At 58.8% G+C, this 21551-nt stretch carries 23 protein-coding genes and 2 pseudogenes; 16 read left to right on the top strand and 9 right to left on the bottom strand.

Translation table 11 applies throughout. From position 1 onward, the window contains the following. The first annotated feature begins 56 nt into the window (after positions 1-56). The 6 genes from AC1DZE_RS11830 (at position 57) to AC1DZE_RS11805 (ending at position 5171) form a co-directional block, all read left to right on the top strand. Positions 57-689 carry a hypothetical protein gene (locus AC1DZE_RS11830; protein ID WP_477673178.1) on the top strand — a complete coding sequence of 211 codons (633 nt, stop codon included), beginning with the start codon at positions 57-59 and terminating at the stop codon, positions 687-689. A gap of 264 nt (positions 690-953) precedes the next feature. Further along, positions 954-2345 (top strand): TIGR03862 family flavoprotein, encoded by a 1392-nt coding sequence (locus AC1DZE_RS11825; RefSeq protein ID WP_477673177.1) that lies wholly within the window; start codon positions 954-956, stop codon positions 2343-2345. Positions 2346-2425: 80 nt separating this feature from the next. After that, the gene (locus AC1DZE_RS11820; RefSeq protein ID WP_477673176.1) at positions 2426-2707 is read left to right on the top strand and encodes a hypothetical protein; all 282 of its coding nucleotides are present in this window, start codon (positions 2426-2428) and stop codon (positions 2705-2707) included. A 163-nt stretch (positions 2708-2870) separates the two neighbouring features. Next, on the top strand, positions 2871-3587 hold the full coding sequence (locus AC1DZE_RS11815) for a Crp/Fnr family transcriptional regulator (protein ID WP_477700077.1): 717 nt from the start codon (positions 2871-2873) through the stop codon (positions 3585-3587). Between the two features lie 159 nt (positions 3588-3746). After that, a complete protein-coding gene (locus tag AC1DZE_RS11810; protein ID WP_477670877.1) occupies positions 3747-4439 on the top strand; it encodes a Crp/Fnr family transcriptional regulator in 693 nt (230 codons plus the stop codon). A 303-nt stretch (positions 4440-4742) separates the two neighbouring features. After that, the gene (locus AC1DZE_RS11805) at positions 4743-5171 is read left to right on the top strand and encodes a hypothetical protein (RefSeq protein WP_477700076.1); all 429 of its coding nucleotides are present in this window, start codon (positions 4743-4745) and stop codon (positions 5169-5171) included. A gap of 58 nt (positions 5172-5229) precedes the next feature. Here AC1DZE_RS11805 and AC1DZE_RS11800 read toward each other — a convergent pair whose 3' ends face one another. Continuing rightward, positions 5230-5490, bottom strand: coding sequence for a hypothetical protein (locus AC1DZE_RS11800; protein ID WP_477686522.1), 261 nt, complete (start codon positions 5488-5490; stop codon positions 5230-5232). Positions 5491-5666: 176 nt separating this feature from the next. Here AC1DZE_RS11800 and AC1DZE_RS11795 point away from each other — a divergent pair, with 176 nt between their 5' ends. The 5 genes and pseudogenes from AC1DZE_RS11795 (at position 5667) to AC1DZE_RS11775 (ending at position 9571) form a co-directional block, all read left to right on the top strand. Next, entirely contained in the window at positions 5667-6278 is a 612-nt protein-coding gene (locus AC1DZE_RS11795) for a hypothetical protein (RefSeq protein WP_477700075.1), read from the top strand. 9 nt (positions 6279-6287) lie between these two features. Continuing rightward, positions 6288-6767, top strand: coding sequence for a low molecular weight protein-tyrosine-phosphatase (locus tag AC1DZE_RS11790; RefSeq protein ID WP_477700074.1), 480 nt, complete (start codon positions 6288-6290; stop codon positions 6765-6767). 124 nt (positions 6768-6891) lie between these two features. Further along, a complete protein-coding gene (locus AC1DZE_RS11785; RefSeq protein WP_477700073.1) occupies positions 6892-8073 on the top strand; it encodes a DUF4236 domain-containing protein in 1182 nt (393 codons plus the stop codon). A gap of 53 nt (positions 8074-8126) precedes the next feature. Further along, positions 8127-8462 (top strand): annotated as a pseudogene (locus tag AC1DZE_RS11780) (ATP-binding protein); the annotation flags it as partial. A gap of 356 nt (positions 8463-8818) precedes the next feature. Then, positions 8819-9571, top strand: a complete 753-nt coding sequence (locus AC1DZE_RS11775; protein ID WP_477700072.1) for a hypothetical protein — start codon at positions 8819-8821, stop codon at positions 9569-9571. Positions 9572-9624: 53 nt separating this feature from the next. Here AC1DZE_RS11775 and AC1DZE_RS11770 read toward each other — a convergent pair whose 3' ends face one another. The 4 genes from AC1DZE_RS11770 to AC1DZE_RS11755 are packed head-to-tail and all read right to left on the bottom strand — an operon-like array spanning position 9625 to position 13205. After that, on the bottom strand, positions 9625-10131 hold the full coding sequence (locus AC1DZE_RS11770; RefSeq protein ID WP_477700071.1) for a helix-turn-helix domain-containing protein: 507 nt from the start codon (positions 10129-10131) through the stop codon (positions 9625-9627). Between the two features lie 21 nt (positions 10132-10152). Beyond that, the gene (locus AC1DZE_RS11765) at positions 10153-10608 is read right to left on the bottom strand and encodes a hypothetical protein (protein ID WP_477700070.1); all 456 of its coding nucleotides are present in this window, start codon (positions 10606-10608) and stop codon (positions 10153-10155) included. Next, a complete protein-coding gene (locus AC1DZE_RS11760) occupies positions 10605-12356 on the bottom strand; it encodes an HAD domain-containing protein (protein WP_477700069.1) in 1752 nt (583 codons plus the stop codon). Before AC1DZE_RS11760 ends, AC1DZE_RS11765 begins: the two co-directional genes overlap by 4 nt. A gap of 39 nt (positions 12357-12395) precedes the next feature. Beyond that, positions 12396-13205 (bottom strand): hypothetical protein, encoded by an 810-nt coding sequence (locus AC1DZE_RS11755; protein WP_477673149.1) that lies wholly within the window; start codon positions 13203-13205, stop codon positions 12396-12398. A gap of 149 nt (positions 13206-13354) precedes the next feature. On the opposite strand from AC1DZE_RS11755, the gene AC1DZE_RS11750 reads away from it, so the two are divergent. Next, on the top strand, positions 13355-13582 hold the full coding sequence (locus AC1DZE_RS11750) for a helix-turn-helix domain-containing protein (RefSeq protein WP_477673150.1): 228 nt from the start codon (positions 13355-13357) through the stop codon (positions 13580-13582). A 235-nt stretch (positions 13583-13817) separates the two neighbouring features. Here the strand turns inward: AC1DZE_RS11750 and AC1DZE_RS11745 are convergent. Then, positions 13818-13967, bottom strand: a pseudogene (locus AC1DZE_RS11745) (O-methyltransferase); the annotation flags it as partial. 344 nt (positions 13968-14311) lie between these two features. Then, entirely contained in the window at positions 14312-14704 is a 393-nt protein-coding gene (locus AC1DZE_RS11740) for a nuclear transport factor 2 family protein (protein ID WP_477700068.1), read from the bottom strand. Between the two features lie 126 nt (positions 14705-14830). On the opposite strand from AC1DZE_RS11740, the gene AC1DZE_RS11735 reads away from it, so the two are divergent. The 3 genes from AC1DZE_RS11735 to AC1DZE_RS11725 all read left to right on the top strand — a co-directional run bounded on the left by AC1DZE_RS11735 (position 14831) and on the right by AC1DZE_RS11725 (position 18342). After that, on the top strand, positions 14831-15727 hold the full coding sequence (locus AC1DZE_RS11735) for a helix-turn-helix domain-containing protein (RefSeq protein ID WP_477700067.1): 897 nt from the start codon (positions 14831-14833) through the stop codon (positions 15725-15727). A gap of 237 nt (positions 15728-15964) precedes the next feature. Beyond that, complete coding sequence (locus AC1DZE_RS11730) at positions 15965-17659, top strand: sensor histidine kinase (protein WP_477700066.1); 1695 nt, start codon at positions 15965-15967, stop codon at positions 17657-17659. Then, positions 17656-18342, top strand: coding sequence for a response regulator transcription factor (locus AC1DZE_RS11725; protein WP_477674324.1), 687 nt, complete (start codon positions 17656-17658; stop codon positions 18340-18342). The genes AC1DZE_RS11730 and AC1DZE_RS11725 overlap by 4 nt, the downstream gene beginning before the upstream one ends. A 21-nt stretch (positions 18343-18363) precedes the next feature. On the opposite strand, the gene AC1DZE_RS11720 is transcribed toward AC1DZE_RS11725, so the two are convergent. Both AC1DZE_RS11720 and AC1DZE_RS11715 read right to left on the bottom strand, forming a co-directional pair. After that, positions 18364-18927, bottom strand: a complete 564-nt coding sequence (locus AC1DZE_RS11720) for a hypothetical protein (protein ID WP_477674325.1) — start codon at positions 18925-18927, stop codon at positions 18364-18366. A 465-nt stretch (positions 18928-19392) separates the two neighbouring features. Further along, complete coding sequence (locus AC1DZE_RS11715) at positions 19393-20523, bottom strand: branched-chain amino acid ABC transporter substrate-binding protein (protein ID WP_477674550.1); 1131 nt, start codon at positions 20521-20523, stop codon at positions 19393-19395. A gap of 269 nt (positions 20524-20792) precedes the next feature. On the opposite strand from AC1DZE_RS11715, the gene AC1DZE_RS11710 reads away from it, so the two are divergent. After that, entirely contained in the window at positions 20793-21473 is a 681-nt protein-coding gene (locus tag AC1DZE_RS11710; RefSeq protein ID WP_477700065.1) for a DsbA family oxidoreductase, read from the top strand. The last annotated feature ends 78 nt before the right edge of the window (positions 21474-21551 follow it).

Here is a 21551-nt window from a genome sequence, read left to right as displayed (position 1 = left end):
CTCACACGGCTCACGCTCTACCCCGTGTTATTCGCCGACCTGAAGAAAGAAACATCATGTTCAAGCAACTTGCCGCTTCGCTAGCCTTCCTGGCTGTCCTGCCACTGGCATGGGCGCAAACCCCAGCACCTGCCAATCCCACGGTGCGCCTGCGCGCGACGATTGAAAAAGTCGATGCGACCAGCCTCACCATCAGGGAACGCAGCGGCGAAGTGATCACGCTGGTGCGCCCGGCCGAGATGGACGTGTCCGAGGTGTACCCGCTGTCGCTCGCTGACATCAAGCCCGGCAGCTACATCGGCACCGCCGGCATGCCGCAGCCCGACGGCAGCCAGCTGGCACTGGAGGTGCTGGTGTTCCCCGAAGCCGCGCGCGGCGCCGGCGAGGGCCACCGCCCCTGGGATTTGCGGCCCGACAGCACCATGACCAACGCCACCGTGGCCGACCTGGCGGCGGCGCCAACGTCGGTGCCCGGCGGGCAAAAGCTTACGCTGCGCTACAAGGACGGCGAGAAAACCGTGATTGTTCCGCCGGATGTGCCGGTGGTGTCCTTCAAGCCCGGCAAGGCCGATGAAAACGCCTTGCTGGTGCCGGGTGCCAAGGTGATGATCACGGCGCAGGAAAAAGCCGGCAAGCCGACCGCGCTGCGCGTCATCGTCGGCCGCGATGGTTTTGCGCCGCCCATGTAATGCACAGCGCGTGGGCCGGCAAGGTGCGGCCTGTGATAATTGGCGCATGCCGCCCATCGGCGCCTAACCTGTACCTGGCCCCTATTTTTAAGCGATTTAGCTCTGTAGGCCAATAGGGTCGGGCGCAAGCAGCTATCAAAAACAGAGCAAACACATTCGCCTGCGAAGCGCTATTTTTGATGCCTTTCAGGAAGGCAGTGGCTGTTTGGCCCTGATTTCTCCAATTTCACCCTGGCTCGCCCCCGCGAGCAGACGGAACACCTTTTGAACGATTCAGCCTCTCCCGTGAAACCGCCGCCTGCCGGCCCCCTGCGTGTTGCCGTGATCGGCGGCGGGCCCGCCGGCCTGATGGCCGCCGAGGTGCTGGCTACCGCCGGTGCCGCCGTGAAGGTCGAGGTGTATGACGCCATGCCTTCGGTGGGGCGCAAGTTTTTGCTGGCCGGCAAGGGCGGGCTCAACCTCACGCATTCCGAAGCACCCGAGGCTTTTCTGAGCCGCTATGGCGAGCGCGCTGCACAGCTGCAGCCGTTGCTGGCCGCGTTCGGCCCGGCCGAGCTGCGTGCCTGGGCAGAAGCGCTGGGCGTGGAAACCTTTATCGGCAGCTCGGGCCGCGTGTTCCCCAAAGACATGAAGGCGGCGCCGCTGCTGCGCGCCTGGCTGCACCGCCTTCGCCTGGCCGGCGTGCAGTTTTCCATGCGGCACCGCTGGCTGGGCTGGGCCGATGACGGAGCGCTGAAGTTTGCAACGCCGGCCGGCGAGGTGCTGGCACACGCCGACGCCGTGGTGCTGGCCCTGGGTGGCGGCAGTTGGGCCCGGCTGGGCTCTGACGGCGCCTGGGTGCCGCTGCTGGCCGCACGCGGCGTGGTAATAGCGCCGTTGCTGCCGTCCAACTGCGGCTTCGACGTGGCCGCACGCGCGGACAGCCCGGCGCAGCTTGAAGAGGCGGCTGGCGATGCCGGCGAGACCCGTCGCGAATTCCTGCAGGAGCTCATGGGTAAAAGCCCACAGCCGCACACCGGCTGGACAGAGCACTTCGCCAGCCGCTTTGCCGGCCAGCCTTTCAAGTCCGTGGCCATCAGCTTCACCGATTCACATGGCCGCAGCTTCAGCCGCAAGGGCGAGTTTGTCGCCACTGCCACCGGTGTCGAAGGCAGCCTGATCTATGCCGCTTCCTCCTTGCTGCGTGACGAGATTGCTGAACACGGCAGCGCCACCTTCCTGCTCGATTTGCTGCCCGCCAAGACCGCCGAGCAGGTGCTGGTGGAGGTGCGCCACCCGCGCGGCTCACGCTCGCTGTCCAGTCACCTCAAAAGCCGTTTGAACCTCGACGGCATCAAGGCCGCCATGTTGTACGAGCTGCTGGGCAAGGACGCCATCGCCGATCCCGTGCGTTTGGTCGCCGGCATCAAGGCGCTGCCGGTGCGCGTCACCGCGGCCAGGCCGCTGGATGAAGCCATCAGCACCGCGGGCGGCGTGATGTTTGAGGGCCTGAATGCGCAGCTACAGCTGGGTGCTGCGGCTGCTGTGCCCCAGCCCGTGTTCTGCGCCGGTGAAATGCTGGACTGGGAAGCGCCCACAGGCGGCTACCTGCTGACGGCCTGCTTTGCTGGCGGGCGTGTTGCCGGGCAGGGCGTTTTAAGTCATTTTGGCCTGTAGACCAATAGGGTCGTGCGCAAGCAGCTATTGATTTTGTAGCATTTTTTTGAACCATTCGCAGTTGCGCGAGAGGAGCCGCCATGATCGTCCGTTTTAACATCGACTCTTTTGACAAGACCCAGTACGAATACCGCGTGACCTATGAAGGCGAAGACCTGTTCGGCGACGCCGGGCTGGGCGGCATTGAAGAATGCATCATCGCCGCCACCGAAGGCCTGGGCCAGGACGCCGTGGCCGCAGAAGTCGCCTTCAGGGGCATCATCAGCGGCACCTACCCGCTGGCCTCACTGGCGCTCATGTCGGAACAGATCGCCGTTCATGCCTTGCAGACCACCGAGGCGGTTGAAGAGGTGAGCCGGTAGTACCGAGGCCCACAAAAGCCCCGGAGGTGGACTTTGCCGGGGAACTTTCGTTTGTGCGGTAGCGCACATACCGGGGGGCCGTTAGTGCCTATACTTCGAAGACGGTGCGAGATCTCTGCCAGAGGCCCAACTCGAAGCCAGATCCGCCCCGGAGTGTCTCTCGATGGCCCATTCTTCCAACCCCAAAGACAACGAGCTGCTTGCCGCATTGCCAGACGCAGAGTGGCAGCGCTGGCTGCCGCAACTGGAATGGGTCGACATGCCGCTGGGCCAGGTTCTCTACGAATCGGGCACCACACTGGACCATGTGTACTTTCCCACCACGGCCATCGTCTCGCTGCTTTATGTGATGGAAAACGGCTCTTCGGCCGAGATTGCCGTCGTCGGCCATGAAGGCGTCGTGGGTATCTCCCTGTTCATGGGCGGGGAGTCCACACCCAGCCGCGCCGTCGTGCAAAGCGCCGGCCAGGGCTTTCGCCTCAAGGCGCAGGCGATCAAGGACGAGTTCAAGCGCGCGCCGGTGCTGCACCTGCTGCTGCGCTACACCCAGGCACTGATCACGCAGATGGCGCAAACCGCGGTGTGCAACCGCCACCATTCGCTCGACCAGCAGCTGTGCCGCTGGCTGCTCCTCAGCCTCGACCGGTTGCAAAGCAATGAGCTGGTGATGACGCAGGAGCTGATCGCCAACATGCTGGGCGTGCGCCGCGAAGGTGTGACCGAAGGCGCGACCAAGCTGCAAAACCTCGGGCTGATCCGCTATTCGCGCGGCCGCATCACGGTGCTGGACCGACCGGGGCTGGAGCAGCGCACCTGTGAATGTTATGCCGTGGTGAAGAAGGAATACGACCGCTTGCTTCCCGAAAAACTCGCCTCCTAGCATCCCGGTGTGCGGCCTGTTGTGTGCTGTGTGCGCTGGCACACGGTGGCGTTGGCAGCACCTCATGCATACTGGGGCACCGAATTGAACTGACGACAGTAGCGCGGCCTTGTCCGTGACCCGGCACTCCCCGGGGTCCGCCTACACCGGAGAGCCGCTTTGGCCCCTGTCGAAAACCACCTCATTGAGCTTCTCCCTCGCAAGGATCGCCTGCGCCTGCTCGCCGTCTGCGAGCCCGTCGAGCTGTCGCTGGCTGAAGTGCTGTGCGAACCCGGCAAACCCACACGTTACGTCTATTTCCCGGTCGAAAGCTTCATTTCCCTTGTGGCCCTGGTGGAAGGCAGCCCGGGGGTGGAGGTTGGCATGGTGGGGCGTGAAGGCATGCTGGGTGCGCAACTGGTGCTGGGCGTTGTCACCGCGCCGGTGCATGCGGTGGTGCAGGGCGCGGGGGCGTCCTGGCGGATCAGCACCGCCGTTTTCCGGCGCGAGCTGGCGCGCAGTGCTTCGTTGCAACGCGGCCTGAACCGCTACCTTTATGTCTTGATGGCGCAGCAGTCCGCATCAGCCGCCTGCCTTCGTTTTCACCTGACGAGCCAGCGCCTGGCCCGATGGCTGCTGATGAGTCAGGACCGCGCGCATTCCGACAATTTTCATGTGACGCACGAATTTCTGGCCTACATGCTGGGCATGCGCCGCGTCGGCATCACGTCGGCCGCCAGCGCGCTGCAGCGCGGTGGATTGATCGAATACCACCGTGGTGAATTGAAGGTTCTTGACCGCGGCGGCCTGGAAGCCGCGGCATGCAGCTGTTACGCGGCTGACCGGAAAACCTATACCCAATTGCTGCATTGAGGGGCGGCTTTGGGATGGCGGGGGCCTGTCTGTCAGGCAAAAGCATCGGTTTACCTGTTTCAGCTCAACTGCGGCCCGCGACACGGCCTGAAAACCTTTTGCGGCCGATGTGCGTTACCGCACGGACGGATCGCCTAGGGCCGCCTAGAAAGGAGCGTACGGCGATATTGCGAACCTTTGAAGGCGCAGCGCCCAACCGCTGTTGCAGCGCCATGCAACTCCTTTAGCGAGGGTTCTGAAATGATCCGGCTTGCTTCCTCACCCCCTCCCAATATCAGGCTGCTGGCGCGCTCGGCGCTGACCATGCTGAGCTCTCCTGAACTCATGAAGGAGTCCCGATGCGAGCTGCCCGCCACCAGTGCCGCTGCGCTGGATGTTCTGCGCGACTGGGCCAAAGGAGGCGGCGAGGGCGCTGACGACGCCCATCTCGCCTCGCTTCCCGAGCGGCAGCTCGAAGCGCTCACACCCGACCACCCGCTGGACATCGCGATCGCCGACTGGGACGCGCTGTTTGGCGCCGTCAAGGCCAGGCTCATGCTCAGCGTCGGTGAAAAACTCGCAGCAGCACCCAACTCGCAGGCCGGCGAGGCCGCGGAGCTGGTCCAGTCCACCGTGTTGGAGTGTGTGGGCGCCTTGCACCAGCTTCACCTGGCACTGACGCAGGAGCGCGGGCAGCGTGCTCATCCGGCAGTTCCAGGCGCGCAGGCCACCCAGCCTATGGCGCCAGGTTAACGCCGGGTTAGCGCCGGGCTAACTTCTCTGCCTGCTTTTTGGGATGTCCGTGAAGCCGTCAGGCCGGCTTTGACGCAACCGGCACGGGCTGAAAAGTTTCCAGGTGGGCGATGATCAGATCGGTCACCTCCATCCCGCTCAACGAACTCAACGCAAAAAACGCCACAGAGTCGGCATGGCCGGCCCGGGGATCGTAGTACTGCGACGGCACCTGCCGCAAATAACGCGCACGCGGCCTGCTGCCCTGTACGTCATACACCAGGGCGTCGTCGGCAATTCCTACTTGCAGCCCGTGAAGCGGGCCTCCTATGCAGGTCATCAGCATTGCATGGTTGTCTCCGTCAATGGACTGTATACGGATGGAGTGCCTGTGGCTATGGGCCGTCTGGCCTAGTGGTGGGGGTGGATGGATAGTCCTCGTGACCATGGTTTGGAGGCCGCTGTCGTTATCATCCAGGCAACCTGGCAGTCAGGTCCCTTCATGAAAGCTGCGGTATGCATCCATTGATTTTGACGCTTTGTTTGCTGGCGGCGGCCTTTTGCAGGCCGGCCTCTGCACAGCAAGACCAGCCCGAATCGCAGCCTTTCGTGCTGGAAGTCAGAGAGGGATATGCCTGCGACTTTGAGAATCAGGGAAGCACTCTCACTGATACCGCGTACCGAGGGGAGAAGCAGTGTCGAATCACAAGCCAGACAGCCGTGCCAGGCGAGACCGGCAAGGTACTGTTTTACTCACTCGCCTCAGAGCCTGATTCAATCGGAGTTATGGATCGCGGCTACGTCGTGCCGCATGATCTAAGAGGCAGATACCTCATGAGTTCCGGACCCCAGGCCAAGTCACGCCGGCTTGCAATTTGCCTGCCGTCAGGCCACAAGCTGCAAGTCAACTATGGGGCGAACATTCGAGCTGCCGTAGACCAGGGGGAGGAAAGCTTTTCGTCTTTGTGTACTTCGTTCGGAAGCTACATAACTTCCTTTATTGCCACTACTGACATGCCTGACAGATGGGTCAACCTGGCTATCGGTCCGACTTATCTGGGCGGTGCTCAAGTCAAAACCCCCTACCTAATCCAGTTTCGTATCCTGTTGCCTCCAACAACGCCTTGACAGGGTGCCATGGCCGCCAGCTACTCCATCCTCTTCGTCTGCATGGGCAACATCTGCCGCAGCCCCACGGCCCACGGCGTGTTCCTGCAAAAAGTCAAAGATCGCGGCCTGGCCCATCAAATCCAGGTCGACTCAGCCGGCACCCACAACTACCACCCCGGTAACCCGCCCGACGAACGCTCGCAAGCCCATGCCGTCAAGCGCGGCTACGACCTGTCAGGCCTGAGGGCTCGGCAAATTTCGGATTCGGATTTTGAGCGCCACGATTTGATCCTGGCGATGGACTGGGACAACCTGGCCTTGATTCAGGAAGAGTGTCCGGCTGAACATCTCGGGAAGGTACGCAGGTTGACGGAGTTCTGTTTAAAGCATGACAGCCCGGTGGTGCCTGATCCTTACTATGGCGGCAAGGACGGGTTTGAGCATGTGCTCGATCTGGTGGAGGATGCCTGCGAGGGGCTGCTTCGGTATGTTGAATTGCGGCTGTAGCGGAATAAGGTTTCCGACAAGCCCCATACCTCTCCCTTCTACTCCATGTAGATGATGCCCGCTACCAAACTAAAGTGCAGACTCAAGGTGCCATTCGGGGTTACGGGGGCATAGAGGAGTGGATATGCGATTCAGAAAATCTATCAAGCTTGCACCAGGCATACGGTTGAACTTGAGTGGGAGCTGCGCGAGTTGGACGCTGGGCCCTCGGGGTGCGTCGGTTGGAATAGGAAAGCGCGGGACATTCCTTAATACTGGCATTCCCGGTACTGGGCTTTCATTTCGGCAATCGTTGACCTCTGGCGCTAGGAGCGCTGTAGCAGGTCCTCAAAGCGCACCCTTGGAGCGCGTCAGCCTCACTGTTGAAGTCGCTGACGACGGTACTGTCAGCTTCCGAGATTCATCTGGCAACCCGGCGTCAGATGCGTTGATAGCCGCCGCAAAGACACAGAAAAGTGATTCGATCCGCGGCCTGATCCAACAGGCGTGCGACAGAATCAACGACCAGGTTGATGCGGTCAGTCAACTTCACTTGTCTACGCCGGACCCCAGGACTCCACCTCATTTTCAACAGCAACTGTTTCCTGAACCAAAGCCTACGACACCGAAACCCCGGTCGCTAGGATTCTTTGCCAAACTTTTTAGATCGAATGTGGAAAGAGTTAACGCGGAGCATCGTCATGCGATGGCAACTTACGAGTTGACGTTGAATGAATGGGAAGAGGCCAAGCGCCAATTCGATGCCTTAGAAGAGGAGCGAAGGCAATTGTTCTTTAGAGTTCAAAGGGGTGAGCAAGAGGCCGTGGAGTCTTTTTTTGGAAATGTCCTGCTTGACATTGGCTGGCCGAGAGAGACCCTTGTTTCTTTTGAAGTTAGCGAATCAGGCACTTCGGTCAGGCTTGATGTGGATCTTCCAGAGGCGGAGGACATGCCGAAGAAGACAGCGACCGTTCCTCAGAGAGGCTACAGACTTTCGATTAAGGAGCTCGGGCCAGTGCAGCTTCAAAAGCTGTACGCGCAGCATATTCACTCAATTGGATTTCGGCTCCTTGGCGAAGCTTTCGCAATGATTCCAACCTCTCAAGAGGTCTTGCTTTCAGGGTACTCCCAGCGAGTAAGTTCAGCGACCGGGCAGGTTCAGGAGGAGTACCTGTTTTCAGTGAAGGTGTCGCGAGCTGATTGGGAGCGGATCGACTTTGCTCGACTTGGGGACATTGATGCCGCGGAGGCTTTGGGCCAGTTTCATCTTGTTCGTTCTATGACGAAATCCGGTCTCTTTAAACCTATAACTCCTTTAGCGGGCTAGTGTTTTTACCGATCGGTTGGTGTCACTGAATGGCTACTTTATTTGAGCGTCAAGGTCGCGATCCCCGCGTGAGCGCGCGGCGGCTGTACGTGGATCTGGTGATTCTGGATGAGCTGGGCTATCTGCCGTTCAGCGAGTCAGGAGGTGCACTCCTCTTTCACTTGCTTTCCAAGCTCTACGAAAGAACTAGTGTCGTAATTACGACCAATTTGAGCTTTGGAGAATGGGCCAGTGTCTTTGGTGATGCAAAAATGACGACCGCTCTTCTAGATCGACTCACCCACAGATGTCATATCCTTGAGACTGGAAACGACAGCTATCGATTCAAAAACAGCTCTGCAAAGACTCAGCCCAAAAAGGAGAAAACCAAGAACTTATCCACATCGTGAGCACCTTCTGCTCACAAAGAGTGTGGGTCAAAATTCGATGGAAAACTCGGGTCAGACTTCGGTGCAATTCAACAAGCGCATTGCTAGCGGCCCTAAAGCGCTTGTTTGATCAGGTAGTTCACGCAAGTTTGCCTGGGTTGCACGGAATTGAGTTGCGACGATGCTGGTTTCTCTCATTGAAAAACGGATCTTCCATGCGCAATCTGCTTGGGCCGAATCTAGGGTGGAAATCTGAGCACCATCCCGGTCAATCGGGCGGCTCGACGAACGTTGGACAAAACAGAGTCAATATGCCGAGGGATAACGGGGACCTATTGAGCCTAGCCCGTAGAGTTACCTGGCGAGATGGCGTTTGCATGATGTTCGGGGATGAATTTCAATTCACGAATCAGGGTGATGCCAATGCCCGGGTCACAAAAATTCTCCTGCAGTTGAGGGGAATAGGCCCGCCATTCCTCTACTGCTGCAACTACAGCCTCGGCCACTTACTTAAAAGGCGTCGACAGGAGGATCGTGATCGACTGCTTACACAGCCGTTGTTCCTCGAGCCCGAGCAGGTTTCCACCCTGGATTGGAAAAATTATCTCAGAGAGTTAAAGAAAACAGCGCCGAAGGTCTTCACATTCAATGTAGACGAGGTGGAAGTTGAAATCCATCATCTCACATTTGGTATTAGGCGGGCCGTGATCGCGTTGCTTGTCGCCGCCTATGAAATTGCCAGGTGCCGAGGAAAACATCCTGAGGTGGGAATACTTGACATCCGCAAGGCCTACAAATCCGCCAAGTACACCGTGCATCGCGAGGATATCGAGATTTTATTCAAGCAACAGATCACTGGAAGGAAGGTGCGGGAAGATCTCTGGTGCCCCTTTGATCGCAGGCAGGAACCAAACACTATCGCAGCAGCGACCGTTGCGATCGAGAAAAACCAGCGCGATATTGAGGAAGAGATTTTGAATCAATACGATACGAAGGAGGTACGCTCAAAGGCACCTCGAAAAGTCATCACCGCGCCACCAAATCCAGGGAAGAATGTAGTTCGGCTCCGGGGTACAAAATCACTTAAGCAGGAGCTCCTGGATGGAGCGGATGAGTTTGACGCGCTCTAACGCATTGCACTTCATCGCGATGCCCGGTGTTTCCTCGGCTGAATAGGCGCGGCTCACAACCAAGTATCTCGACGCGTGTGAACGGCCTTGGCCATGCCGCGCATGCATTGCCACAACTCGACACGATCGACGCTGGTTTCGTGATGTAGCTGCTCAACCACATCAGCGATCAACGCGATGGACGCCTCCTCCAGGAATGCACGCACACAAGGCATTAGTTTCTTTGGATACTCTGTAGTGAGGATCGCCGCACGCAGGCCCTCGGCATCGAGTATTTCTCTATAGCTCGTGCTCGCAGAGCGTGCGGCTATCTCTAGCGCGGGTTCTCCTTTCTCCCTCTGGCGCCTTGTTGGCCGTGGATTTGAGACGAGGACACTTAGCCCTAAGACCGAGAGCAGGCGAATTGCATGGGCCCAATCGAGTTCGCCAATGGATCCGCTTTCCAATTCCTCCACCGTGGTGGGTGACAAGCCGCACAGGTCGGCAACACGCTCCTGGGTTAAACCCATGTCGGAGCGGCGGGTACGCACCGCTAATCCGATCGCAGCGAATTCATACATGATCATTGCCCGCAGCAGAGATCACCAGCGCACCCGCGAAATCTCTTCGTCCACCACATCGAGGAATACGTCCGACCTCTCCTCGGGCGTTAGCGTGTCGTATTCGGGCGGCATACCGCCCAGCAGCATTTCGATGGGAGTCAAACCGGCGTATATCTTCTGCGGGCTTCGCAAGAAGCTCCAGAGCAGGGTCGAGTTGACATCGGCCTCTAGGTATTTCTGGATGGTTTGCGTCAGCAGTGACTTGTCCAGGCGCTCGTTGAGCTGAAACGCAGGATAGCGCCGGTCATCGACTCGGTTTGGAGACGAAAGGAAAATGAATTCACCGGCAACCGCGCGTTCGTAAACCACCTCCGGCGAACACTTCAGATGATCGGCCATTTCTTGGGCTGTCAGCACCCCATATAAATGTGCAAAGCGGCCACGGTTCTCGCTGCCGACGGTTGGGTGGGGAGGTTCGACATCTGGTCCAATCATGGCATGTCCTTTCGCTCGCGCAGCAGCTGGCGCAACCGGCGCTCGTCTGCGCTAACAAACCCTGTCGCCGGATTGATGGTCAGCAGGTTCTTGCAAAAAGGCCGAAACAAATACGCCTTGTCGTCCAGGGCCAGCCAGTGCGGGCTGTAAGGCCGGTTGGCACGCAACCAGGCGATGCACTCCCATTCCCGCGGGTACAGCTCCAGGCCATCCGGAAACTGTCGAGGGTCCAGATCCTTGGAGTCAGGCGTGACTCCGACGATGCGCTCTGATATGTCGTAAGAAAAATAATGCTTCAGGGTGTCGCCTGCAGAGTCCAATGGAAAGCGAAGGCGCCAGGTTGTTGTCAACACGATGTCGACTTCCGGGAAATCACGCAGGATTTTCTGGAGCCGATCGCGGTTACAAAACCGGCTCTCCCTATCGCAAACGTCTGGATGGAGGACGCCATCGAAGTCAAGAAACAGGGTCATATATTCCTTACTGGTGTCCATCGGGTGTTTCGTGATCCGCGTCAGGTGCTCGCGGAACACGTCTTCATCGGACGGCGTGAATCCGACGCCTTTATTGATCGGCATAAGGTTGACGCTGCCGGGTGAGAACCACCAGGCGCGGTCATCTAAAGCCATCCATGGAGTCCAGGCTGGCCGATTCGATTTAAGCCATTTCAGGCATTCGGCCTCGCGCGGGTAGGGCAGCGGAGCCAGACCTCGCGATTCACGCCGGCCTAAAAATGGCGTGACTCCGATGACCCGTGAGGCGATGTCTGGGGAAAAATGCCGGCGCATGTTCGATACAGCAACCGCTTCACCTTCATTGAACCAATCGAGGCGCCAGTCTGAGGAAATGACGATTTCGACGGAAGGGAAGTCCCGCAGGATTGCTTCCACGAGAGGGAGTTGAGACAGTTTTTTTTTAGCCATGAGTGGCTCCGGATGCAGCACCCCGTCGAAGTCAAGAAAGAGAATCGGGCTCATGGCGGCGCGTTCTTGAAAACGTCCAGGTATTTTTTGCCGGAAGTCCCGCTGCGCATCCAGCTCGCCGGGGACGATCACGGCGGCGTTTCCGTCCGCGTTGATGGCGGTAATACCCCGCAAGCCAACGCCGAAACTCCTGAAGCCCTGCTGACCCCATCGGTCGGAGCTATCCAGGTTATCGTGGTGGTGCCCATGCACTGTCACCTTGGCACCCATGCTTTGCGCCAGGGTGTCCAGGATTTCAAAACCGTTGTGGTGATAACCCGGCGCCTCGTGGGTGATGAGGATGTCCGCCTGCATCAAGGACAAACGATCCAGTTCGTCCGGATAAATGGTGGACCAGTGTTGGCGCGACACACCGCCTTGCCACCGGTCCTGCTGCGGCGTGGCCTGGATATGCTCTTGGCGATTGCGAAATTTTGGTGGCGTAGGCAGGCTGGGATACCAGACACTTTCCCGAAATACGCCACCCAAGCCGGCGATCCGGATGCCATTGGGCAGGGTCGCCACCCGGCCGTCGAGGTTTTTGTCTGCGAGCTTGCTGCCCCAGAGGTGATCCCAGTTGCGCTCGCTGTCGGTGTCGTGATTGCCGTGGATGTACCAGAGCTTGTCGGAAATCGGTGCCAACTCCTCGTGCAGCGGCCGCACTGGCTCCATGTCCCCCAGCAATATGACTGCTGATGCGCGCAACTCGTCGGCAGTTCGCAGGATATGGCCAAACTGCCCGTGCGGGTCGCCGCAGAACAAAACGATTTCGCCAGGGGATTTCACAGCACTCTGGGCTCCAGCAGAATCTGGGGTGACCTTCGACTACTGCTTTGAAAGCGTGGCACCGACACGCCAGCTCACCATTTCTTTATAGGCGTCGGGCTTGCCCTCATACGCCTGGTCGACCGCAGCCTGAAGGGTCTTCACCCATCTTTGGAGGTGGGCAATGAACTGGCTCTTGATGGGATCGGCTGCAATTTCCGATTTGCTCCAGCCACCGGTGAACCCTTCGGAATCCGGGAAGATGTCAAAGGTCACGTCAAGCTTCTTTGAGTTCATGCCGTCTCGGAGAACCCCAACACGAATGGCCTGTTTCTGAAGAGGTGCTGCATTTTGCGGTTGCGTGATGTCGGGCGTCGCTCCGGACTGGTATTTGTTAACGGAGACAAATGCGCAATTGGTGCCGCGGGTGAACGTCGGTTGTTCAGCACTCAGCACGACGCCGTAGATGTCCTGAGCGCCTGCGCCCCCGCCGCACGGCGTTGGGTTCGTCCAGGAAGTGTGCTTCTTGTTCTCGACGTGGGAAACCCGCACGCTTTGAACGTCACGCACTACGCCTTGCTCAATGCGCACAAAGTTGGTTCGACTCACAACATACTCACCAGTGCTCGGGTTGTCCTTATTCAGTAAGCCTTTGGACGGCGTCGCAGACAGGAGCGTCCAGCCCTCGCCAGGCAGCCAGATGGGGTAGCCGCCGGCCGTCAGGGTTGCGGTTTGCGGCATGCCAGTTACCGCATCGGCTGACGCACGATGCTCGGCGCTGCTGGAAACATACAGCTCCTGGGCTGCGACAGACAAAGAAACTGCGGCCAGTAGGGCAACGACAAAACGGCTTTTGAAGGATTTTTTCATAGAAATCTTTGCAAGGAATTGAGAGTTGGTGAGTGAGCTTTTTTCTACGCCTGGTCATTTTTCGCGGGGTAGTCGTCTGTTGGATTGTAAAAATAGTCGAATTTAGACTATTTTGCACTAATCGGGATAGTTGGCCAGCCATGGCTAACATGTTCAAAACCCGATACAGCTTGCGCTATAAGCAGTTTCTTGCCGCTTTGTGCGCTGCCAGGGAAGAACGCGGCATGACCCAGGTTGAATTGGCCAAAAAATTGCGCGTCACCCAGTCCTGGGTAAGCAAGTGCGAACGAGGGAGTAGAAGGCTGGACGTGGTCGAGCTGGAAATCTGGTGCAAAGCATTGGGAATGGACGTTCCCACTTTGCTGAGTTCGTTCTAGTTTTTTTGCCCAGGCTGGGCGGATCTGACTGGATTCCAGCCGAGTGGTCAACAGTTCAGCGTAGGGATCGCTTGTTGGCGCTGACCTTCCTTGGGTGCTGCAGCAGCTGGCGGTGGGCCCTCCGGAGCGAGCAATGTCACCCATGATAGACATTGGGTGCAATTTGTATGCTGTCGCATACATTTATATGCTGAGTACCGTCGAAATCTACCCTCGGGTCAGACCTCAGCGGAATTCAGCAGCCAAGCCGCATCGATAACTCCACGTCCTCGCCGAACGACACGGACAGGTAGCCACTGCCGGGCGAACGCATCCGGGTAAGGTAGTCCGGGCTCCGGTCGGCGTTGTCGGCCACGATCAATGCACCCGGCAAAAGGCGGCTCTCCGACTCTTTCTGGACAGAGACCGCGAGGAATCATTCTTCTCGCAAGCTGGCGTGCCGCGCCCGTGCGAGGCGTTCAGGCTGGCGCCGTTGGAGCAGGATGAGCAGCGCCTCGTACAGAAGGTGCACGGCCGCGGTCGCGCCAACGGCCGTCCAGGTCCACGCCATGCTCATGGGTCAAGCTTTCTGAGGCGCGAGCGCTGCGCGTCGCTCCAGCAGTTCGAAGAGGCCCATGCCCAGCAGCATTGCAGCGACGAACACCGCTGCCTTGATTTCGCCCATCCCATCAACCGGTCCAAGTATTTATCCGCACCCCCAGTGAGTCAGATTTCGACGGAATTCAACAGTCAGACACCCCAGAAAGCATCTTCCTGCTCGGGATCACTCGAGAACAGCCTGGCTTCAACGATCTTGCCTTCTTCGACGCGAAGCAGGTCGATGCCTTGCTGGGACAGTAGCAAGCCATCGCGCTGCCCCTTGAACTCAAGCTCCACGGTGACCCAGGCGCCATTAGCCATGTAGCGATGCGCTTGGGTGATCGCAAATGTTCCTTTGGACATCTCCATCATTCCGCCGATCATGGTTCCTACGGCTTGAAGGCCTTGGTGCGTGCCGGAGAAACGGTTGTGTCCGGGCTGGTGCCACACGATGTGCGGCGCCAGCAGAGCGCCTAGCGCGGCTTGATCACCGGATTGAACGGCTTGAATGTACTTTTGTGCAATTTCGATCGGGGTGGTCATGGCTTCCTCTGTTAGCTGGGTTGAGTGTCGGCCCTGCATTTCGCCAGGAACCGTCTGGACAAACTATAGGTTTCATTCGTTCTGCCGTCACGGTGGAAAGCTGCCGGGGAATGGTAATAATCGGACATGAGTCGAAATAACAAGGAGACGGGAAATACGCTGGAGCGGATCGCCTACGCGCCGCCGGCTGACTACGCCTTCGATATCGAGATCATTTCCATGCGGGACCTGCGCGCTCGTGCGCCTGCAGCGGACCTGCGCAGCCCGCACCGCATCGAATTCCATGAGTTGATTTTTGTCACTCGCGGCGAGTGCACACATGTGGTGGACTTTGAACCCATCCACTGTCGGCCCGGAACTGCACTGCTTCTGCAGCCGTCTCAGGTCGAGCAGTTCGACGTCGAAACGCCCTGGGACGGCTGGCTTGTTTTATTTCGTCCTGAACAACTCTTTGCATCTCAGGGAAAAACGCGCAAACCTGGCCTGATTCAGGCAGTGGCCGAGCTGCCTGTACAGCTCACCCTCGACAGTGCCGAGGCGCGGGTGCTGCGGCAATCCATCGCGCAGATGCACCTGGACGGGCGCTTGCAAGCCGGCAAGCCGGAGGCCGAGGCCTTGTTGTTGCACCAGCTTTGCGTCGTTCTCCTTCGGCTGGTTCTCGCGCACCAGCAACAACGCAGCGGCAGCAACGCCAAACCTTCAGAGCTGGATCGCTTTCGGCGATTTCGGCTTCTCGTGGATCAATCGTTTGCCAAGTGGCACACGCTGGCCCAATACGCGGATGCGATCGGCTGCACGACCAGAACCTTGACTCGAGTCACCATGAGTGTCGCGGGGGTTAGCGCCAAAGCGTATGTGGCGGACAGGATTTCGCTGGAAGCCAAACGATTGCTTGCGCACACAGGGAAGCCCGTCGCCAGCATCGCAGACGAGTTGGGGTTCGACGACTCCAGCAACTTCACCAAGTTCTTCAGGCGGGAAGCTGGATGCACGCCAATAGAGTTTCGCTCGGGTTGCCACTAGGATTCGCCCACGTATGGCCTGATGGCTTATGGCATAGTTTTTGTCTATGGGCGAACAGCGCATGAATCCGCTGAAGTTTGACTCAATTTAGAGTGACCCCCTGGGGCTGCAGCAGCCCAAAGTCAGCCTAGCACTTCAAGGTGATGTGGCACCCGCGGAGCCGAAGGTCAGGATGAAAAAATCACTGCCTCACCGCTGCCTCATAATTCAGGCCTTCCCCCTTTCTCCTGGCCCACCATGTACCGCGCACGACTCTCTCTGGCATTTGCTGCCCTGGTGGCCCTGGTGTGTATCCAGGCCACCTTTGTGTATTGGGGGGCCAACCGCGTCAATGACTATGCCCAGCACAGCCGCCTGGCGAGCGACATCCAGTCCGAACTGCTGGATTTGTCGGCCAACAAGCAGCGACTGCGGGTATGGGCCATGCAGCGCCTGATGAACACCGATGCCCAGCCGGAGCAGCGCGAGCGCCTGGTGGCTGCCATGTACGCCAGCGCCGCCAACCTCGATGACCTGGTGCGACGCGACTTGGCGTTGTGGAACGAATTAGCTCGCCGTGAAGGCGTGAGCATGCCGGCCGAGGTGCCCCAGCTCGTGGGCGTGACCGAGCTGCTGCGCGACAACATCCAGGCGGTGGAGGCGCGGCTGGCGCAGCTGGTGCCACTGGAGAAAGGCGCCAACTTTCCGGCCCTTTGGACCGAACTTACCCAGGTGTTCGACATGGCGCGCGGGCGCGACCTGCGCGAGCTGATCAACGGCGCCATTGCGCACCAGCGCACGGCCGTGCCTGTGGCGCGCGCCGCCACCGAGCGTGGGCTGGACGTGCTGCGGGCGCAGGCCGTCGGCATGGCGCTCATCACCCTGGTCGTTGCGGTGGTGCTGGCGTTGCACCTCAAGGGACGCCTGCAGCGCCCGCTGGACCGTCTGCTGCAAGGGACGCAGGCCCTGCAAGCCGGGGCGCTCGACCACCGCGTGGCCACCGGCTCCAACGACGAATTCGACCGCGTGGCCCAGCATTTCAACGCCATGGCGGCAGAGCTGCAGCAGCATCGCGCCGAGGCCGATGCAGCACGGCGCGGGCTGGAAGATGCCGTGCAGGCCCGCACCCGCGAACTGAGCGCTGCCCACGACACCCTGCAGCGCCTGGACCAGCGTCGCCGCCAACTGTTTGCCGACCTCGGCCATGAGCTGCGCACTCCCGCCACTACGATCCGCGGCGAGGCCGAGATCGCGCTGCGCGGTGGCGACAAACCGGGCGATGAGTACCGGAAGGCGTTGACGCGCATCGTGGGCGGCGTGAACCAGCTTACCCATGTGATCCGTGACCTGATGCTGATCGCCAAAGCCGAGGCCGACCAACTGGTGATGCAGCCAACCCCCGTAGACCTGCGCGCTTTGCTGGGCGATGCGGCGGAGCAGGCTGCCGCCCTGGGCTCATCACATGGAGTGCAGGTTGAGCTTCTCTTTCGTTTGTCCGACGAAAAAGAGGATGGCGAGAGAGTTGATGCGCTGTCCAGTGGGGCGGTCACGGTGTATGCCGATGCTGACCGGCTGCGCCAGGCGCTGGTGATCGTACTGGACAACGCGGTGCACTATTCGGAACGTGGCACCACAGTACGCGTGAGCCTGCGGAGCGCGCTGGGAGCTGTGGAGATTTTGGTGCGCGACGAGGGCATCGGCATTGATGCGGACGAGCTGCCTCGCGTGTTCGAACGCTTTGTGCGCGGCCGCAGGGCGCGCGCGCACCGTGCCGATGGCACGGGCATCGGCTTGTCGATTGCACAAGCCATCGTGCAAGCGCATCAGGGCCGCATCGACATCGAAAGCGAGCCGCAGCACGGCACGGTGGTGTGCATCGCGCTGCCGCTGGCGCCCGCCGAGCCACGCTCAGCAGCGGATGCCACAAGTGCCCGGCAAGGAGGACAGTCGTGAACATCCTCGTAGTGGAAGACGACGCGCGCGTGGCCGATTTTCTGGTGCGCGGGCTGAGTGCCGAAGGCTACCGCGTGGAGTTGGCCCGCACCGGTCCCGAGGGCCTGGCCATGGCACGCAGCGCCGAACCCGGCGTGCTATTGCTGCTAGACCTGATGCTGCCCGGCCTGAGCGGCCTGGAGTTGTGCCAGACCTTGCGCGCCGAAGGCCACCACATGCCCATGCTGATGCTCAGCGCGCTGAACAACACCGAGGACAAGGTCAATGGCCTGCGCCTGGGCGCGGACGACTACCTGACCAAGCCCTTTGCGTTTGAGGAACTGCTGGCCCGCATCGAGGCCCTGCTGCGCAGGGGCCGCGAGCAACGCTCGCGCGCCAGCACCCTGCAGGTGGCTGATCTGGTGCTGGACCTGGAGCGCATGCAGGCCAGCCGCGCAGACCGCCCCATCGCGCTCACGGCACGCGAACTGGCCTTCCTGGAGCTGCTGATGAGCGCGCCCGGCCGCGTGTACAGCCGCGAACGCATTCTCTCCAACGTCTGGGGCACCAATGAGGATCCGCTGACCAACGTGGTCGACGTGTATGTGCGCCGCCTGCGCGCCAAGATCGACGAAGGTCACGCGCTCGCGCTCATCAAGACCGTGCGCGGCTTTGGTTACCGGTTGGATGCCACGACAGACTGATTTGAGTGCCGTGCGGGCAGATCAGTTGCCGCTAAACGGCAGCGAGGAGTGGTGCACGATAATGCGCAGCTTGCCCGCATCGTCCTTGGCGAAGGCCCAGGTCTTGTCTACGGTGGTCACCTTGCCGTCTTTGCCCGTGAACATCACGTTGCCCATGGTGCTGGCTGAGTCGCCGGTGATGAAAACGGCGGCATTGGAAATCTCGCACTTGGTCCACCCCTTCAGCGCGAAGCCGGTGTCCTTGGGGTATGCCGGGTTACCCCCCACGAAATAGGAGAGCGCTCCCTCTCGGGTAGTGCGGAAGGTCTGGGGTACCTCAGTCAAGGTCGGCTTGAACAGTACCGCCCCCATCTGGTAGCCGTATGCACCGTCGATTACTTTCTCGGCCAGGGCTTTGGCTGCCGGCTGGCCGCTGGTGGTGTTCACCGTCGAGATATCGATCAACGCCTTGCACCAGGCTTGCTGAGCAGCCAGCACCTCGGTTTCGGAGATGGCGTGGTTGACCACCGGGCCCTTGGCTGCGGCCGGCAGGATGGCTCCTCCGATCAGGAAACTGGCAACAGCAATACAGGTAAATTTTTTCATGGATTTCTTTGATTGAAGTGGTTTAGCCCCGCCCGCAACCTGTGTTGCTGCGGCGAGAACTAGAGTTCACCAAAGCGGCATGAACACGTTCTGAACTCCGGGTTACAGCGGCGTGAGCAGCGCATGAATATCAGATGAACGACCATCTCGCGCCCGCACCTCAAGAGGGCCTGTTGGCCGATTTCAGGTAGCGCTTAATTGGGTACCGAAAGAGCCTTGGATTTCCGGCATAAAGCAGTCCAAGTAATTGTCCGCACCCCCGGCAATGGATTCGATGGCCGTCCACAGTGAGGGGTAATCGCCCCAGTGCTCGCGCACCATGCGTACAGCGCGCTCTCGTACTTCTGTGAAAATTTCTTGGTTGTCTTGCTCATGGCTCAATCCTCTCAGAGAAAAGAGCCTCCTCAGAATCCGGGGCGATTCAGCACGCCACCTTTGACGGTGGTTTTTGTTTCCGAGTGAGTTTTAGTTCAGAGCGGATTTCTTACCATCTTTGTAGACATACAAGGTGATGGCCGGGTTTTTCAACTCACCATTGGGTTCGAAACCGATGGTGGTTGTGACACCTTTGTAGCTGGTTTTGATCAACTCAGGGGTGTAGACTTTTGGATCGGTCGAATTGGCACGCTTCATGGCGTCGACCAGAACGAAGGTGGCGTCATAGGCGTACGGGCTGTACAACTGGAACTGGCCAGGGTACTTGGCGTCGTAACGCTTTTTCCAGGCTTCGCCGCCTGGCATTTTTGCCAGCGATGCACCACCTTCAGCGCACACCACATTGCCGATGGTCTTGGCGCCGGCAGCCAGCTTGGCCAGCTCAGCCGTGCAGATGCCGTCGCCGCCGAAATACTTCACATTGCTCATGCCGAGCTGCTCCATCTGGCGCAGCATCGGGCCGCCCTGTGGGTCCATGCCGCCGAAGAAGATCGCGTCTGGGTTTTTGGCCTTGACAGCGGTCAGGATGGCCATGAAGTCAGTGGCCTTGTCGGTCGTGAACTGCTCGTCCACCACGGTCATGCCTTTTGCCAGAGCGGTCTTCTTGAAGACTTCAGCAACGCCCTGGCCGTAGGCGGTGCGGTCGTCAATGATGGCGACTTTTTTCAGCTTCAGTGCATCGGCAGCATAGAAAGCCAGGCCAGCGCCGAGGGCGTTGTCGTTGGCGATGATGCGGTAGGTGGTTTTGTAGCCGGGCTTGGTCAGATTGGGGTTGGTTGCAGCGCCCGTGATGTGGGGAATACCACAATCGTTGTAAACCTTGGAAGCGGGAATCGTCGTACCCGAATTCAGGTGACCGACCACACCGGCGACTTTGGAGTCGCAAAGTTTTTGTGCGGCAGCCGTGCCCTGTTTTGGATCGGCCGCGTCGTCTTCAGCAACGATTTCAAACTTGATTTTTTTGCCGCCAATAACAATATTTTGCGTGTTCAGGTCTTCAACAGCCATGCGCGCACCGTTTTCAACGTCTTTGCCGTAGTGAGCCTGTGAGCCAGACAGAGGCGCCACATGACCAATCTTGACCACGACATCCTGGGCCGAGGCCATGCCGACCAAAGTTGCGAGAGCGGCCACTACCGTCAGTTTTAATTTCATTTGCATAACGACACTCCAATTTTTAGAAAATTACCGTAAAGGTTGAGACATTTTTTGCTCAACGGGACCGAACATATCGCAATGTCGACTCTTTTGTTTCAGGGATTCCACCTACAAAAACAAACCATCTAGTTGGTACGATAAAGGCATGGAATATCGAAATGTTGCGCCATAATGGCAATCATTTACCTGCTGTGCACCCATTTTTTTGAATATAAAAACTACCAAGTAATCGGTTTGTTTTATGGGGTTGCATTTCTTTTGAGAGAAAAAAAGTGAAGCTAGTCAAAGTTGAAATCTGGTCGGATTTTGTATGCCCGTGGTGCTGGATCGCCAAGCGACGTTTCGAGAGCGTTGCTAAGGCTTTGGCAGAGGAAGTCCAAGTCGCCCCCACATACAAGTCGTATCGCCTATCTCCGGGGATGGTGCCCATAGGATTTAAGGCTGCACTTGCGAAGAAGTTTGGAAGTGTTCAGGCGGCGGAGGAGTTGATGGCCATGGTTTCGAAACAAGCGGCTCTGGATGGGTTGAATTACAACTTCTCAAACATGAAGTTTGGTGATACCACGAATGTGCATGCGCTCGTCAAGTCTGTTGCATCGCCCACGCTTCAAGGCCTTCTCATTGAACGGATTTTCCACGCCTTTACCTCTGAAGGCTTCAACATATTCGATCGTGACCCGCTTCAGGAAATTGCCCTGCAATCAGGAATCCTCAGCGAGCGGCTAAATCTTGATTCGTATGAATCAATTGCAGCAATAGAGCGCGATGAAGCCGAGGCAAAGCGTATTACCGGTGGTGTTCCCCTGTTCGTCTTCAACTCAAAAATTTCCCTATCAGGAGCTCAGCCGATCGAGGTGTTTGAGCAAGCACTTCGAAGGGCAGCAGAAGAGTCTCAAGCGACAGTGAGCTTGGAAAACGCTCGGGTATGTGGATCAGAGGGTTGTCGGATTTAGTACGACTGTGTAGCGGGAGAGTTTTTTAGCCACCCAGATATTTGCGGAACTTGGGTCTGTCTCAGACTCAAGGCAATG

The organism is Polaromonas sp. P1_F1 (genome assembly GCF_056405795.1).
Note: the sequence above shows the minus strand (reverse complement) of the source record. Positions and strands in the feature narration are given on the sequence as shown.

What these genes read in the sequence shown, in the direction of transcription:
- AC1DZE_RS11805 (WP_477700076.1), top strand. Translation starts at nt 4,743, where the DNA reads ATGCTGAGCTCTCCTGAACTCATGAAGGAGTCCCGATGCGAGCTGCCC.
- AC1DZE_RS11795 (WP_477700075.1), top strand. Translation starts at nt 5,667, where the DNA reads ATGCATCCATTGATTTTGACGCTTTGTTTGCTGGCGGCGGCCTTTTGC.
- AC1DZE_RS11715 (WP_477674550.1), bottom strand. Translation starts at nt 20,523, where the DNA reads ATGCAAATGAAATTAAAACTGACGGTAGTGGCCGCTCTCGCAACTTTG.
- AC1DZE_RS11775 (WP_477700072.1), top strand. Translation starts at nt 8,819, where the DNA reads ATGATGTTCGGGGATGAATTTCAATTCACGAATCAGGGTGATGCCAAT.
- AC1DZE_RS11755 (WP_477673149.1), bottom strand. Translation starts at nt 13,205, where the DNA reads ATGAAAAAATCCTTCAAAAGCCGTTTTGTCGTTGCCCTACTGGCCGCA.
- AC1DZE_RS11735 (WP_477700067.1), top strand. Translation starts at nt 14,831, where the DNA reads ATGAGTCGAAATAACAAGGAGACGGGAAATACGCTGGAGCGGATCGCC.
- AC1DZE_RS11765 (WP_477700070.1), bottom strand. Translation starts at nt 10,608, where the DNA reads ATGATTGGACCAGATGTCGAACCTCCCCACCCAACCGTCGGCAGCGAG.
- AC1DZE_RS11800 (WP_477686522.1), bottom strand. Translation starts at nt 5,490, where the DNA reads ATGACCTGCATAGGAGGCCCGCTTCACGGGCTGCAAGTAGGAATTGCC.
- AC1DZE_RS11785 (WP_477700073.1), top strand. Translation starts at nt 6,892, where the DNA reads ATGCGATTCAGAAAATCTATCAAGCTTGCACCAGGCATACGGTTGAAC.
- AC1DZE_RS11820 (WP_477673176.1), top strand. Translation starts at nt 2,426, where the DNA reads ATGATCGTCCGTTTTAACATCGACTCTTTTGACAAGACCCAGTACGAA.
- AC1DZE_RS11750 (WP_477673150.1), top strand. Translation starts at nt 13,355, where the DNA reads ATGTTCAAAACCCGATACAGCTTGCGCTATAAGCAGTTTCTTGCCGCT.
- AC1DZE_RS11815 (WP_477700077.1), top strand. Translation starts at nt 2,871, where the DNA reads ATGGCCCATTCTTCCAACCCCAAAGACAACGAGCTGCTTGCCGCATTG.
- AC1DZE_RS11770 (WP_477700071.1), bottom strand. Translation starts at nt 10,131, where the DNA reads ATGTATGAATTCGCTGCGATCGGATTAGCGGTGCGTACCCGCCGCTCC.
- AC1DZE_RS11720 (WP_477674325.1), bottom strand. Translation starts at nt 18,927, where the DNA reads ATGAAAAAATTTACCTGTATTGCTGTTGCCAGTTTCCTGATCGGAGGA.
- AC1DZE_RS11790 (WP_477700074.1), top strand. Translation starts at nt 6,288, where the DNA reads ATGGCCGCCAGCTACTCCATCCTCTTCGTCTGCATGGGCAACATCTGC.
- AC1DZE_RS11830 (WP_477673178.1), top strand. Translation starts at nt 57, where the DNA reads ATGTTCAAGCAACTTGCCGCTTCGCTAGCCTTCCTGGCTGTCCTGCCA.
- AC1DZE_RS11730 (WP_477700066.1), top strand. Translation starts at nt 15,965, where the DNA reads ATGTACCGCGCACGACTCTCTCTGGCATTTGCTGCCCTGGTGGCCCTG.
- AC1DZE_RS11740 (WP_477700068.1), bottom strand. Translation starts at nt 14,704, where the DNA reads ATGACCACCCCGATCGAAATTGCACAAAAGTACATTCAAGCCGTTCAA.